Origin of the sequence: Micromonospora sp. DT62 (assembly GCF_049847285.1) — a bacterium.
In the GTDB taxonomy this organism is placed as follows: domain Bacteria; phylum Actinomycetota; class Actinomycetes; order Mycobacteriales; family Micromonosporaceae; genus Micromonospora; species Micromonospora reichwaldensis.
In genome coordinates, this window is the sequence record NZ_JBNCOB010000003.1 from 62635 (window position 1) to 76900 (window position 14266).

General features: G+C 75.2%; 9 protein-coding genes. 3 read left to right on the forward strand and 6 right to left on the reverse strand.

Going from position 1 to position 14266, the window contains the following annotated elements:
• Window positions 1-146: 146 nt before the first annotated feature.
• Together ACPXCB_RS06230 and ACPXCB_RS06235 are read right to left on the reverse strand one after the other, a co-directional pair.
• Window positions 147-1748: an MFS transporter gene (locus tag ACPXCB_RS06230; RefSeq protein ID WP_425873000.1), complete on the reverse strand. Its 1602-nt coding sequence runs from the start codon at window positions 1746-1748 to the stop codon at window positions 147-149.
• A 30-nt stretch (window positions 1749-1778) separates the two neighbouring features.
• Window positions 1779-2447: a DUF899 domain-containing protein gene (locus tag ACPXCB_RS06235; RefSeq protein WP_425873002.1), complete on the reverse strand. Its 669-nt coding sequence runs from the start codon at window positions 2445-2447 to the stop codon at window positions 1779-1781.
• A 389-nt stretch (window positions 2448-2836) separates the two neighbouring features.
• Here ACPXCB_RS06235 and ACPXCB_RS06240 point away from each other — a divergent pair, with 389 nt between their 5' ends.
• Window positions 2837-6253, forward strand: a complete 3417-nt coding sequence (locus ACPXCB_RS06240) for an AfsR/SARP family transcriptional regulator (RefSeq protein ID WP_425873004.1) — start codon at window positions 2837-2839, stop codon at window positions 6251-6253.
• A 116-nt stretch (window positions 6254-6369) separates the two neighbouring features.
• Here the strand turns inward: ACPXCB_RS06240 and ACPXCB_RS06245 are convergent, their stop codons facing one another.
• The 3 genes from ACPXCB_RS06245 to ACPXCB_RS06255 form a co-directional block, all read right to left on the reverse strand.
• Entirely contained in the window at window positions 6370-6783 is a 414-nt protein-coding gene (locus tag ACPXCB_RS06245) for an SgcJ/EcaC family oxidoreductase (protein ID WP_132238240.1), read from the reverse strand.
• A 66-nt stretch (window positions 6784-6849) separates the two neighbouring features.
• Window positions 6850-7242, reverse strand: coding sequence for a hypothetical protein (locus ACPXCB_RS06250; RefSeq protein ID WP_425873006.1), 393 nt, complete (start codon window positions 7240-7242; stop codon window positions 6850-6852).
• Window positions 7243-7322: 80 nt separating this feature from the next.
• A complete protein-coding gene (locus tag ACPXCB_RS06255) occupies window positions 7323-10307 on the reverse strand; it encodes a hypothetical protein (protein WP_425873008.1) in 2985 nt (994 codons plus the stop codon).
• Window positions 10308-10677: 370 nt separating this feature from the next.
• Here ACPXCB_RS06255 and ACPXCB_RS06260 point away from each other — a divergent pair, with 370 nt between their 5' ends.
• Window positions 10678-12027, forward strand: coding sequence for an acyltransferase family protein (locus tag ACPXCB_RS06260; RefSeq protein ID WP_425873010.1), 1350 nt, complete (start codon window positions 10678-10680; stop codon window positions 12025-12027).
• Between the two features lie 73 nt (window positions 12028-12100).
• Complete coding sequence (locus ACPXCB_RS06265; protein WP_425873012.1) at window positions 12101-13489, forward strand: FAD-dependent oxidoreductase; 1389 nt, start codon at window positions 12101-12103, stop codon at window positions 13487-13489.
• 247 nt (window positions 13490-13736) lie between these two features.
• Here ACPXCB_RS06265 and tpx read toward each other — a convergent pair whose 3' ends face one another.
• A complete protein-coding gene (gene tpx, locus ACPXCB_RS06270) occupies window positions 13737-14264 on the reverse strand; it encodes a thiol peroxidase (RefSeq protein ID WP_132238250.1) in 528 nt (175 codons plus the stop codon).
• Between the last annotated feature and the right edge of the window lie 2 nt (window positions 14265-14266).

A 14266-nucleotide genomic window follows, 5' to 3' on the forward strand; every position in this document is an offset into this window, starting at 1 on the left:
CGGGGCGGCCGGCCCGGCGGGCGGGGCCGGGGGCCCCCGCGGGGCCCCCCGCGCCTGGGGGGGGGGCGGGGGGGGGGGGGGGGGGGGGGGGGGGGGGGGGGGGGGGGCCCCCCCCCGGCCCCCACGGTCGCGCCGCGACCGACCCGTCAGCGCCGGGCCGACGCGGGCGTCTCGTCGGTGCCGCCGGCCGGGACCGCCGGGGCATCGACGACCGGTTCCTCGGCCGCCGGGCGTACTCGGCGCAGCAGCAGCGCCGAGGCCACGGCCAGGATCACCGCGATCACCGCGCTGACCAACCCGGCCATGTTGAACCCGCTGGTGAACGCCGCCCTGGCGGCCTCCAGCAGGGCGGTCCCGGTCTGCTCCGAGAGCTGCCCGGTCACCGCGCTCGCGCCGGCCAGCGAATCGCCGGCCGTCTCCCTGACCTGCGCGGGCAGATCGGCGGAGAGGGCCGGGGCGATCTCGCTGCGGTAGACGGCGGTGCCGACGCTGCCCAGTACGGCGACGCCGAGCGCCACCCCCAGCTCGGTGCTCGTCTCCGACATCGACGACGCCGAGCCGGCCCGTTCGGGCGGCGCCGCCCCGATGATCAGGTCCGTGCCCAGCACGGCACCGGGACCGAAGCCGAGATAGACGATCACCAGACCGGTCACCGCGAGGCCGAGCCCACCGACGGTGCCCACCTGGCTCAGCAGCGCGAAGCCGACCGCGGCGATCGCCATGCCGCCGGCGACCACGTAGCCCGGGGCGAACTTCTGCGCGATCATCGGCGCGAGCATCGAACCGACCAGCATGGACACCGCGTACGGCAGCATCCAGAGCCCGGCCCGCAGCGGGGAGAGGCCCTCGACCAGCTGGGCGTACTGGGCGAAGAGCAGCGCGATGCCACCGATGGTCGACCCACCGAGCAGCATGATGCCCAGGGCCGCGCTGAAGGTCCGGTTGGCGAACAGCTGCACCTCGAGCAGCGGGCTGGTGAGGCGGCGCTGCCGCGCCACGAAGATCACGCCCATCGCCACACCGGCGACCATCGCCAGGACTGGCCGGACGCCGAAGCCGTCCTTCGCCAGCTCCTTGAGGCCGTAGACGAAAGGCAGGATGGTGGCCAGCGACAGCACCACGCTGAACAGGTCGAGCCGCCCGGCCTCCGGGTTGCGGTACTCGGGCAGCAGCAGCGGCGCGGCCACCAGCAGCACGACCATCACCGGTACGCCCAGCAGGAAGACCCCGCCCCACCAGAACGACTCGAGCAGCAGGCCGCCGACCAGCGGTCCGATGATCGCGCCGATCATGAAGCAGCTCATCCAGAGGCCGATGGCCATGGTGCGCTGCTGCGCGTTGCGGAACATGTTGCTGATCAGCGACAGTGTGGAGGGCATCAGGGTCGCCCCGGCCACGCCCAGCAGCGCCCGGGTGGCGATCAACATCTCGGCGCTGGTCGAGTAGGCGGCGATCACCGACGCCACGCCGAAGGCCGCCGCGCCGATCATGAGCAGCCGGCGGCGGCCGATCCGGTCACCGAGGGTCCCCATGGTCACCAGGAATCCGGCGATCATGAAGCCGTAGATGTCCATGATCCAGAGCAGCTGGGCGGCGTCCGGCGCCAGGTCGGCGCTCAGCTGCGGTAGCGCCAGGTAGAGCACGTTGAGATCCAGCGACAGCAGCAGGGTGGGCAGCGTGAGCACGGCCAGGCCGATCCACTCGCGCCGGCCCGCTCTCGGTTCCGCCTCGCTCGCGTTCACATCCATCGTGGTCCTTCCTCCGTATCGGTGCGGCGCCTAGTTGTCGTACTCGTCGTGCAGCCGCCACCAGCCGTACGGCTCCTCCTGCGGGCGTCCGTCCGGGGTGTCCTCCCAGGTCTCCTGGCGGCCGAGCGGGGTGAGGTCGAGCAGCGTCCAGTTGCTGCCGAGCGCCTCGACGCCCCGCTCCGAGGTGAAGTAGGTGCGGTACACCTCGTCGCCGTCGCGCAGGAAGACGCTCAGCCCGAAGGCCTCCCCCGCCTTGGTGGTGAGCCCGAGGTCGGTGTTGAAGTCGGTGCCGTGGGACGAGTACCAGGGCAGCGTCCAGCCCATCCGCTCCTTGAGCGGGGTGATCTCCGTCAGCGGCGCCCGGGAGATGAGCGCCAGGGTGGTGTCCCGGGCGTTCAGGTGGGCGGGGTGGCCGAGGTTGTCGACGAACATCGAGCACCCCTCGCAGTAGTGCGACTCGCCCGGCCTGAGCATGAAGTGGTAGACGATCAGCTGACGCCGGCCGTCGAAGATGTCGGCCAGGTTGGCCTTGCCGCCCGGGCCCTCGAAGACGTATTCCTTGTGGATCCGTGTCATGGGCTGCCTGCGGCGCTCCGCGGCCAGCGCGTCCCGGGCCCGGGTCGCCTCCTTCTCCTTGGCGAGCAGCCGCTCCCGGGCGGTGTCCCATTCCGACTGCGACACGATCGTCGGCAGGTTCATGCTGTCTCTCCATTCGTGGTCACGGACGCCCCCTGCCGGGAGCGGTGGCGACGGGCGCCGGCGCTCCGGCGTACCGGAGGGGGCGCGGGCCGTCGCACGGCACGGACGCCGACCGACGCCCTGGGCACGCTCCCGCGCCGGTGTCGCCCGCCCTCCGGCCGGCTCGTTGGCGGTCGACCTGGATCGGCCGGCCCGGGACGCGCACGCGGTCGCACCATGACATCCGGTGCGCCTCCCTCGCCTCGCCGGGCCGGATCCGTCGCCGGTCCCACTCTGCCGCCCACGGCTCCCGGTCCACTCCCGGTCTTCTCCCGGTGCGCTCCCGGTCGCCGCGCCGCCGCGCCGTGCCGTGACCGCCCGTCGTCGGTGCGCTGCGCTACGGTGACGCCATGCGTTTCGGGCTCCTCGGTCCGTTGGCGGTCTGGACGACGGACGGCGCACCGGTCACCGTGCCCGATCTGAAGGTTCGTGTCCTGCTCGCCGACCTGCTGGCGCACCAGGGCCGCCCCGTGCCCGTCGACCGGCTGGTCGAGGACCTGTGGGGCGAGCGCCGGCCGGCCAATCCCAGCGGTGCGCTACAGACCAAGGTCTGGCAGCTGCGGCGGGCGTTGAACGACGCGGAGGCCGGCGGCAGGGACGCGGTGGTGTCCCGACCGCCCGGATATCTGCTGTGCACCGCACCCGGGCAGACCGACGCCGACCGGTTCGGCGCGCTGGTCGAGCGGGCCACCGGCACGGCCGCCCCACCCGCCCGGGTCGCGCTGCTGGACGAGGCCCTGGCCCTGTGGCGTGGCCCGGTGCTGGCCGACTTCGCCGACGAGCCGTTCACCCGCCCGCTGGCCGCCCGGCTGGAGGAGCAGCGCCTGGTGGCCGTCGAGGAGCGGGCCGAGGCCCGGCTGGTCCTGGGCGAGCACCAGCTGCTGGTCGGGGAGCTCGCCGACCTGGTGGCGCGGCACCCGTTCCGGGAACGGGCCCGCGCCCTCCAGTTGCGGGCCCTCTACCGGGCCGGGCGACAGGGCGAGGCGCTGGAGAGCTACGCCCGCTTCCGCCGGCAGCTCGCCGAGGAGCTGGGCCTGGATCCGGGCCCGGAGCTGGTGGCGCTGCACCGGGCGATCCTGGCGCACGACCCGGCGCTGCTCGCCGACCAGCTTGGCTCGGGCGACCGGAGCGGCGGGAGCGACCAGGGCGGCGGGAACGGCAGGAACGGCCAGGGCGGCGGGAGCGGCGGGAGCGGCCCGAGGGATCGGCGCGGCGCCGAGCCGAACGGCGCCGAGCCGAACGGCGTAGACGATCCGCTGGCCGTGCCGCGCCCCGCGGGTGCGGGACGGGTGATGCCGAGGTCCAACATGCCCGCCCCGCTGACCCCACTGGTCGGGCGCGCGGAGGCCGTGCGGCACGTCCACGAGCTGCTGCGCGTCGAACGGCTGCTCACCCTCGTCGGGCCGGGCGGAGTGGGCAAGACCCGGCTGGCCGTCGAGGCGGCGCACCAGCTCGTCGAGGCGTACCCGGACGGGGTGTGGCTGGTCGAGCTGGCCTCGCTGCGCCCGGACGACCCCGCCGCGCTGGCCGGGTCGCTGCTGGCGGTGCTCGGCATCCGCGAGGCCACCGGGGCCGACCGTGGGCCGACGGGCGCCCCGGCCACCCCCGCCGACCGCCTCGTCGACGTGCTGCGCGGCCGCTCCCTGCTGCTGGTCCTGGACAACTGCGAGCACGTCGTGGAGCCGGTCGCCGAGCTGGCCCAGCGGGTGCTGCCGCACGCCCCGGACGTACGCCTGCTGGCCACCAGCCAGGATCCGCTCGGCGTGGCGGGTGAGCGGGTCTGGCCGGTCCCCCCGTTGGAGCTGCCCGACCCGGAGGTCACCGAGCCCGAGGTGCTCGCCCGTTCCAGCGCGGTGCAGCTCTTCGTCGCCCGGGCCACCGCCGCCGCCCCCGGATTCGCCCTGGACGCGGCCAACGCCCGTGACGTCGCCGAGCTGTGCCGCCGCCTCGACGCGGTGCCGCTCGCGCTGGAACTGGCCGCCACCCGGGTGCGCGCGCTGGGCGTGCACGGGCTGGTCACCCGGCTGGACGACCGGTTCCGGCTGCTCTCCGGCGGCCACCGGGGCGCCCCGCCGCGCCAGCAGACCCTGCGCGCGATGATCGACTGGAGCTGGGAGCTGCTCTCCGACCTGGAGCGGGTGGTGCTGCGGCGGCTCGCCGCGCACGCCGACGGCTGCACCCTGGAGGCCGCGGAGGCGGTCTGCGCCGACCCGGACCTGCCCGCCGACGAGGTGCTCGGGCTGCTCGTCCGGCTGGTGGACCGCTCGCTGGTGGTGATGACCGAGGGCGCCGGGGAGCCGCGCTACCGGCTGCTCGAGTCGGTCGCCGAGTACTGCCTGGCGCGGCTGCGCGAGGCCGACGAGGTGGCGGTGGTGCGCCGCCGCCACCGGCGCCACTACCTCGAGCTGGCGCGGCGGGCCGACGAGGAGTTGCGTGGGTCGGCGCAGCGGCGCTGGCTGGCGCGGCTGGACCAGGAGACGGCCAACCTGCGCCGCGCGCTGGATGGCGCGCTGGCCGACGACGACGCGGCCGGCGCGCTGGAGCTGACGACCGCGCTGGCCTGGTACCGGTACCTGCGCGGCCGGCTGCGCGAGGCGCGCCGGTCGATCGAGGCGGCGCTCGCCGTGCCCGGTTCGGTGCCGGCCTCCGTACGGGCGGCGGCCATCTGTTGGCAGGCCGGGCTCGCCCTGCTGGAGGCCGGTGGCGACCACGCCCCGCTGGTGGCTCCGGCGTTGGCGGGCTGGCCGCCGGACGAGGACCCGGCGGGGCGGGCCCGGGCCACCTGCTTCCTCGGCCTCGCGCTGCTCAACACGGGGGACGTCACGACCAGCCAGGAGCTGGTCGACGACGCGCTGGCGCAGTTCGAGCTGCTCGGCGACCGGTGGGGGGTGGCGACGGCGCTGAGCCTGCGGGCCGGGCACGCGCAGTCCCGGGGCGACCTGGAGGCAGCCAGCCGGGACAGCGCGCGCAGCGTGGCGCTCTTCCGCGAGTTGGGCGACCGGTGGGGCCAGCTCCAGGCGTCCTTCGCGCTGACCACGCGGGCGGAGGCTACCGGCGACTACCCGGAGGCGGCCAGGCTGCACCGGGAGGGCCTGCGGATGGCCGAGGAACTCGGACTGTGGCTGGAGGCCTCCGACCGGCTCTCCGGCCTGGGCCGCATCGCGCTGCTCAGCGGCGACTACGACCGGGCCCGGGAGTTCCACGAGCGGGCGCTGCGGCTGGCCGCCGAACAGAACTTCAAACCCGGGGAGCTGTACGCGCAGATCGGCCTCGGGCTCGGGGCCCGCCGCGAGGGCCGGCTGGACGCCGCCGAGGAGCTGCTGCGCGGCGTCCTGGCGTGGACCCGCCAGCCGGGCCTGGACGCCGACGTGGTGCGGGCACTGCTCCTGGCCGAGCTGGGCTTCGTCGCGGAGCAGCGCGGCACCGCCCGCGACGCGCACGAGTTGCACGCCGAGGCGTTCGAGGTCGCCACCGCCATCGGCGATCCCCGGGCGCAGGCGCTCGCGCTGGAGGGGCTCGCCGGCACGGCGACGCTCGACGGCCGGCACGGCGACGCCGCCCGGCTGCTCGGCGCGGCGGCCATGGCGCGGGCCTCGGTGGGTGCGCCGCTGCCGGCCGGGGAACGGGGCGACGTCGACCGGATCACTCAGGCCGCGCGCGACGCGCTCGGCCCGACCGCGTTCACGGAGGAGTTCGACCGGGGCACCGCGCTGACCCCCGCCGAGGCCTACCGCTCGCTGGTGGCCGGCCTCCCCCGCCCCGCCTGAGCGGGCGGGGCTCAGCCCGGGCGGCGGTCACCCGGACGCACCGACGCACCCCGCACCGCCCGTGGGCGGGCGGGGTGCAGTCGGACGCCGGGCGACCCGCCGCCGCGTACGCGTCGTCAGCGGTTGGCCGTGCCCTTGGAGTTCTGGTAGGCGGCGATGCTCCACCCCCCGTCCACCCGGACCACCGTGGAGGTGGCGAGGAAGGCGCGCTCGGCGACGAACTCGGTCTCCCCTTCCAGGAGCACGCTGCCCTGGGTCACCAGCAGCGCGATGTCGTCGGTCAGGAAGCGGACATCGAGCGGCTCGACGAGGACGTGGGTCCCCCCGTACGGCCCGGCGAACCCGGCGGCCATGTAGGAGCGGATCTCCTCCCGGCCCTTCATGTAGGCGTCACCGATGAGCGTGCCGTCCTCGACGAAGATCGCCGCGAACGCGTCGGCGTCGTTGGCCGCCCAGGCCGTCACGATGCGCCGCGCGACGTCCCGTACGGCCGTCTCGTCGCTCACGACAGCGGCATTGCCTGCGGACATGTCGTTCCTCCTCCTCGTGTCACCGGTACGCCGCGGGCGTCCGGACGTGCGGGCCGCGTGGGCGGGTCAGCAGGTGATGCGGACCTCGGGAGAGGTCAGGTAGGCCATCATGTTCGGGTCCCAGACGACGGACCGGTAGATCCGGGTGCCGCTGGCCCGGCACGGGAAGTCGAGCCGGGTCGTCGACCCGGGGTCCATGTAGCGATCCAGCACCGTCCGCCAGCCGGTGTCGGTGGTTTCGTAGCGCATCAGCCAGATGACCGCGAGGACGACGCAGTCGTTGGTCGCGACGCTACGGACCATCAGGCCGGTGGGGCTCTTCTCCGGGGTGCTCGGCGCGCTTATGCAGCTCCGCGGTTCCGCAGCCGCCGCTGCGGCGGCGGTCGGGCCCGAGCCGACCGCCCCGACGGCGAGGACGACGGCCAGCGTCAGCGACAGCCATCTCGATACCGTTGCCATGTTTCCTCCTGTCCGGCCGGCCGGCCGGCTCCCGCACCTGGGCGCGGGAGCGGCGGCCGGCCTGCCCGTGTCGTACCGGATCACTTCGCGAACCGATACGCGTTGACGATGGTCTGGTCCAGCCGGTTGCCGTGCGAGTCGACCAGGGTGGCGCGCAGCGACACCGTCCGGGTGCCCTTCGGCGCGTGCACCACCGCGCGGTAGCCGCCGTCGCCCGCCGGCACCACCGGGGCCTTGCGCCAGGTGCGGCCCCCGTCGACGGAGACCCGCACGGCCAGCTGCCGGACCCGACCCACGCGGGCCTCCGGCTGGGACATCACCGACACCGGCAGCAGGGTCACCGGCGCCCAGCGGGCGACGTTGTGGTCGTCGACCGTCGGCGCGTACCGGACGACCCACAGCGGGAAGGACTCGCCGGCCTCGCCGGCGGTGTCCGACCGGAACGTCCACGTCGCGTCCACCCGCGTCGACAGGGGGGAGTACGACGGTCGGCTGGTCCGCTTCTCCACGCGGAACGTCGCGGGCCCCGGCGGCACCTCGGCCTCCAGGTTCCCGGCGCCGGAGGCGGCCACCAGCCGGCCGTCGCGGTACATCCGGGTCGTCGCCGCGTCGGTGAGGGAGCCGGCCCGATGCCCGTCCTGGTCGGAGTACATGGGGATGCCGAACCAGACGGTGTCGCCGCGCCGGCCGGCGTGACCGGCGAAGTCGAACATCGGCCCGAGCACCGCCGCGTTCCACCGGTCGCTGTACCGCTGTCCGGCCTGGTACGACTGGTTCGCCTGGCCGAAAGCCGTGATCTCGACCGGTAGCCCGTCCCCGCCCGGGACGTTCTCGCCGAAGGCGGCGCTCCACAGGGTGGCACCGCCCTCCAGCAGGTGCGTCGTGCGCGCCGGCAGTCTGTACGGCAGCAGCGGGGTCAGCGTGCCGATGACGCCGGGCGCGTTGGGGAACAAGGCCTTGGTCGCCGCGCGGCCGGTCACCTGGGCGACCAGCCGGCTGTCCACCGTCGCCAGGTCCCGATCGGCCACCTTCCGGTCGAAGCCGGTGAAGAAGCCGCCCGGGCGGGTGTCGAGCAGCCCGTAGGTGTAGGGGGTGTCGCGGAAGTCGCCAGCCGGGCCGGGCACCGCCCAGGTGGAGTGGAGGTAACCGGTCATCCGCTCGGCGGGCAGGTCGGGGCCGAGCTGCCCGGAGCGCAGACCCTCGAAGCCGTCGAGGGCCAGGGCGAGGCCGAACCCGGTGCCGTCCTCGGCGCGCCGGTTGAAGCCGAGGTCGACCAAGGCGGTCCGCGCGTCCGGGCGGGGCACGGTGGTGCGTACCGGGGCGGTCCGTCGGGCGTCCATGGTCACCGTGGCGTCGGCGTCGAGGGCCAGCTCCGGCTGGACCAGGCGGTGCCAGGTCGAATCGGTGTCGCCGAAGTCGACCACGTCGCCGACGAGGACGTAGCTGCCCTTGGGCAGCCGGGTGGTGGCGGTGCCGTCCTCGCCGTACAGCAACGCCCTCAGCTCGCCGGTGAGGTCCAGCACCATCGTCTCGGCCCGGCCGGTGGGCCGCCCGTCCGACCCGAGGTGCCGGACGGTGAGCGGGTGGCTCTCGACCTCCTTCTCCACCTCGACGCGCGAGCGCACGGCCAGGTCGGGCGCGCCCGCCGGGGTGGCGGTGACGGTGCCCGTGTAGCGGCCGTCGGGCCCGTCGTGGCGGGTGTCGGCGGTGACGGTGACGCCGGCCGACCCGCCCGCCGGCACGGTCACCGTGGTCGCGTCGAGCCGCAGCGCCCCGGCGGGGGCGGGCGTGCCGTCGGGGCCGGTCAGCGCGACGTCGAGCCGCAGCGCGACGGGCCGGTCGCCGTGGTTGTGCCAGGTGAGCGTCCGCTGTTGCGGGCGGTCGTCGGCGTGCGGCCACTGCTGCACCCCGAAGGCGAGCGAGGCCGTGGCCGGGAGCACGTTCCGCCGGGCCAGCGCCGCCGCGTCGAGCGCACCGTCCACCGCGGAGGCGGCGAGGGCGGCGCGGAGCTGGTCCACGGACCAGTCCGGGTGACGCTGGGCGAGCAGTGCCGCGCCCGTCACCATGCCGGCCGGCAGCCCGGTCGCACGCCCGTCGGGCCTGTCGTGGGTGGCGGTCGCTCCGGCAGCCCCGTCCGCTGCGGGGGTCAGCACGAGGGCCCCGGTGCGGTCGCCGATCCGTTCGACCGCCCGGCCGAGCGGACCGGTGCCGAACTGCTCCGCGTCACCGACGCCGAGGTCGACGACGTCGGCCCGGCCAGCGGCCCACTCCAGGCCGGCCAGGATCGCCGACTCCGGGCACCGGCCGTCGTCGTCACAGACCTTGCCGTCGAGCAGCGTCGCGCCGGGCACGGCGGCGGCGGTGCGGGTGCCGTGTCCGTGCCGGTCACCGGTGCTCGCGCCGGCGAAGACCTGCCGGCGCGCCACCCGGGCGGCCGGCCTGGCCCGCTCGGCGTCGACGCCGGTGCTCAGCACGGCCACGGTCGGCGCGGTGCCACCCGCCGACAGAGCCGGGGGCAGGTCGGTGGGCGGCGCCGGCACGGGCGCCGGGGTCAACGGCCTGTCCAGCCAGATCCGCTCGATGCCTGCCCGCTGCTCGCGAATCGCCGACCAGGCCGAGGCGGCGTCCGTCTTGGCCACGGTCACCGCGCTCATCCCGGCCACGGCGAACCGGCCGGTCGTGCGCAGCCCCGGCCCGGTCAGACCGGCCGCGGGATCGGCGCCGCGTCGCGACACGATCAGCGGCAGCCCGGGGCTGCGGGCGTCGTCGTAACCGGCCCGGACCAGCGCCGTGACGTCGAACAGGCGCCGGTCCAGCAGCCCGGCGGCGACCAGCGGGCGGGCGTCCTCCGGGAGGACCGTGCGGTGCCCGCCGGCGCGGTGGCTGGTGAAACGGGTGCCTGCGCGGCCCGGGGCGGCGGTCACGGTGACCCGCGCGCCGTCCGGGGAGACGGTGACCCGGTCACCGGTGATCAGGGTGACCCGATGGTCGGACTGGCCGGCGGGCGCCGACGCGGGGTCCGCGGCTCCGCCCGCGACCGCGGGGATCTGCTGCCCGGTGATCACCAGTACTGCCGCCAGGGCCGCGGCGCCCCCGACCGCGATGGCCCTTCGGCCGCGCCCTCCGCTACTGGTTGCCGCACGTTTCTCGCCCACCCTGTGTCCCCTCCGCCGCTTCGGTCCGCCGCACGTGCGGCGGTCATCGGTGGTGCCTGGTCATCAGGGATCGTCGTCCGGCCCCTCTGGGCCCCGCATCTCCCGTCGTGCGCTCATCCCGTCGCCGGGCGCGGGGTTGCGCACGGTGGAAGGTGCGCCGGGTCCGGCGGAGCAGCACGATCCGACAGTGGAGCGGACGGACGCGCCGGGGCGCCCGGTTCTGCCGAGGCAAGGCTCAACAGATCCTTTTCGGACAGTACGGGCGCGTGAGGAGCGGACCATGACATCAGTGCGAGGGCATGCCCCGGGGGCGACATCCGCCACCGGCGAGCGGGCCCGACAGAGGATCTTCTTCCCCGAGCTGGAGGGCATGCGCGGGGTCGCCGCCGTGATGGTCATGCTGACCCACATCGCGCTGACCACGGGCATGATCGCCTCCGACATGTACGGCGCGGCCGGCAACCCGGTCGCCGGACCGATTTTCAACACCATGGACGTCAGCCTGCCGATCTTCTTCGTCCTCTCCGGGCTGGTGCTCTACCGGCCCTTCGCGCTGGCCACCCTCACCGACCGGCCGCCGATGGCGCTGAAGCCGTACTTCTGGCGGCGGGCCCTGCGGATCCTGCCGGCGTACTGGGTGCTGGCCGTGACGGCGCTGCTCGTGCTCAACGCCGACGCCGTCACCGGGCTGTGGCACGTGCTGCGCCCGCTGCTCGTGCTGCACGTCTACCAGCCGAACGCGATGCCCACGGGCATGGAGCAGACGTGGAGCCTCGCGACCGAGGTCGCGTTCTACGTCACCCTGCCGCTGCTGGCCTGGGCGTTGCGCCGCTGGGCGGTACGCGTCGCCGACCCGGGGACCCGCGCGAGGCGGCTGCTGGTGCCGCTGGGGGCACTGGTGCTGACCGGCGCCGGCTTCGCCGCGTACCACCACCTGCCCTCGATGGGCGCCTTCCCGGTGCAGCACCTCTGGCCGACCGAGTACATGGGCTACCTGGCCGTCGGCATGATCCTGGCGACCCTCTCCGCCGTCGCCGAGGTGGCGCCCGAGCGGACACCGGCCGCGTACCGGTTCCTCATCCGGCACCCGGGCGCCGCGTGGATCGGCGCGGCGCTGGCGTACGCGGCGGCCTGCTCCCCCCTGGGCGGCCCGAACGACATGAACTACCCGCCGCTGGGCTCGGCGATGGTCGACCACACCCTCTACCTGGCCATCTCCCTGCTGCTGGTGGCGCCGCTGACCCTGCCGGCGGGCCGTCCCGGCTACATGCGGGCGGCCCTGTCCAACCCCGTGCTGCGCTTCCTCGGCCGGGTCTCCTACGGGGTCTTCCTCTGGCACGTCTTCTACCTGTGGGTCTACTACGGAACGACCGGCACGCCGCTGGGCACCGGCAACTTCTGGCTCGTCACCGCGGCGGTGGCCGGTGCCAGCGTGGTGACGGCGACGCTGAGCTTCTACCTGGTGGAGCGCCCGGCGATGGGGCTACGGCCGTGGTTGGGCCGGGCACCCGTGGACCCGGGGGCCCAGGCGCCTAGCACGGTCCGCGAGCAGCCCCCGGCCGGCCGCGAGGCGGCGCAGTGGGAGCCGCGCAGCACCGAGCCCGCCGCTTCCGCCGTACCCGCCGAATGAGCGCGGCCCGCAGACCGGCACCCCTGTACCGGGCGGGAGGTCCGCCCGGCGGCGAACCGAGAGGAACCACACGATGAGCGACACCGCGAGAGGCCGGGCCGTCGTCCTCGGCGCGAGCATGGCCGGGCTGTTCGCCGCCAAGGTGCTCGCCGAGGCGTACCGGGAGGTGGTCCTGGTGGACCGGGACCGGCTCGCCGACGCGACCGAGGTGCGCCGCGGCGCACCGCAGGGGCGGCACCTGCACGGCCTGCTCGCCCGGGGTCAGCAGGCCATCGAGGAGCTGCTGCCCGGCTTCACCGACGAGGCGACCGCGGCCGGCCTGCGCTCGGGCGACCTCGGCACCCGGATCCGCTGGTACTTCAACGGCCACCGGCTGAAGCCGGCGGAGACCGGCCTGCTGGTGGTCGGGGGCTACCGGCCGGGCATCGAGGCGCTGGTGCGGCGCAGGGTGCTGGCCCTGTCGGGGGTGCGGCTCGTCGAGGACGCCGACGTCGTCGCCCCGGTCGCCACCGCCGACGGCAACCGGATCACCGGCGTACGGATCTACCACCGCGGCGCCGAACTCGCCGAGGTGATCGACGCCGACCTGGTGGTGGACGCCACCGGCCGCGGCTCCCGGACGCCCACCTGGCTGGCCGAGCTCGGATACGGCCCGGTGCCGGAGGAGCGGATCAAGATCGGGCTCACCTACACCAGCGCGCGCTTCCGCTTCTCCCACGACCCGTTCCACGGCGACGTCTCGATCAACCCGGTGGCCACCCCCGCCCATCCCCGCGGCGCGTTCCTCGCCACGCTGGGCGGCGACACCGGGCTGCTCTCGCTCACCGGCATCCTCGGTGACGAGCCCCCGACCGACCGGGAGGGCTTCCTGGCGTACGCGGCCTCGCTGCCCGTGCCCGACATCATCGACGCCATCCGGGACGCCGAGTTCCTCGACGAGCCGGGCTCGTTCCGGTTCCCGGCCAGCGTCCGGCGCCGCTACGAGCGGGTGTCCCGGCTGCCGGAGGGGCTGCTCGTGGTCGGCGACGCGGTCTGCACGTTCAACCCGGTGTACGGCCAGGGCATGACCGTCGCCGCCCTGGAGGCGCTGATCCTGCGCCGGCACCTCGCCGGCGGTGGGGCGCCCCGGCCGCGGGCCTTCTTCGCCGACATCTCCCGGCAGCTCGACGCGCCGTGGGAGGTCGCCGCCGGCGGCGACCTGGCGCACCCGCGGGTGGAGGGACCGCGCCCGTTCAAGGTGCGGATGGCCAACGCCTACATCGCCCGGGTGCACGCCGCCGCCACCCGGGACAGCCGGGTCACGGACGCCTTCCTGCGGGTGGCCGGGCTGATCGATCCGCCGCAGGCGATCATGCGTCCCTCGGTGATGCTGCGCGTGCTGCGGGCGGGCAGGCAGCCGGCCGGCTCCGTCGCCACGCCGTCCGGCCCGGTGGCCCGTCCCCCGGCCCGCGACCGCGGCTGAGGCGGTTCCGCGCCCGCGGAGGCCGCGCCCCCACACGAGCTACGGCCCGTCGTGCCGCGCACGACGGGCCGCACTCCATGGGCCGTACTCCATGGGCCGTACTCCACGGGCCGCACTCCACGGATCGCACGCCACCGGCGGTACTCGACACGCAGGCCCGGTGGCGGACAGGGTCACGCGGTGACCACGACGCATCGACGTCGTGGTCACCGCGTGCGCGCACGGGCGGGTGGCGACCCGGGGCGGGTCAGCGGGACGACGCCGACCTCGCGGCGGCGATCGCCTCCTCGTAGCGCGGGTGCTCGCCGACCTCGCGCACGTACTCGACGTGCACGACGCGGTCCTCGGCGTCGACCACGAAGACCGCCCGGGCGAGCAGCCGGAACTCCGCGATCACCACGCCGTAGGCGAGCCCGAAGGACAGGTCGCGGTGGTCCGAGGCCGTCCGGACCCCCTCGATGCCGGCGTCGCCGCACCACCTGGCCTGCGCGAAGGGCAGGTCCACGGAGATGGTCAGCACGCTCACCCCCGGCAGGGCGGCGGCCTCCTCGTTGAACCGCCGCGTCTGCTGGTCGCAGACGCCGGTGTCGAGCGACGGCACCACGGACAGGATCCGCACCGTACCGGCCGACGAGGCCAGGTCGACCGGCGAGAAGTCGTTGGCCAGCGCGGTGAAGGCCGGCGCGGGATCGCCCACGCGCACCTCCGGCCCGAGCAGCGTGACCGGGCGGCCCCGGAACGTCGTGACGCCGGCACGTTCCAACGCGACTGTCATCA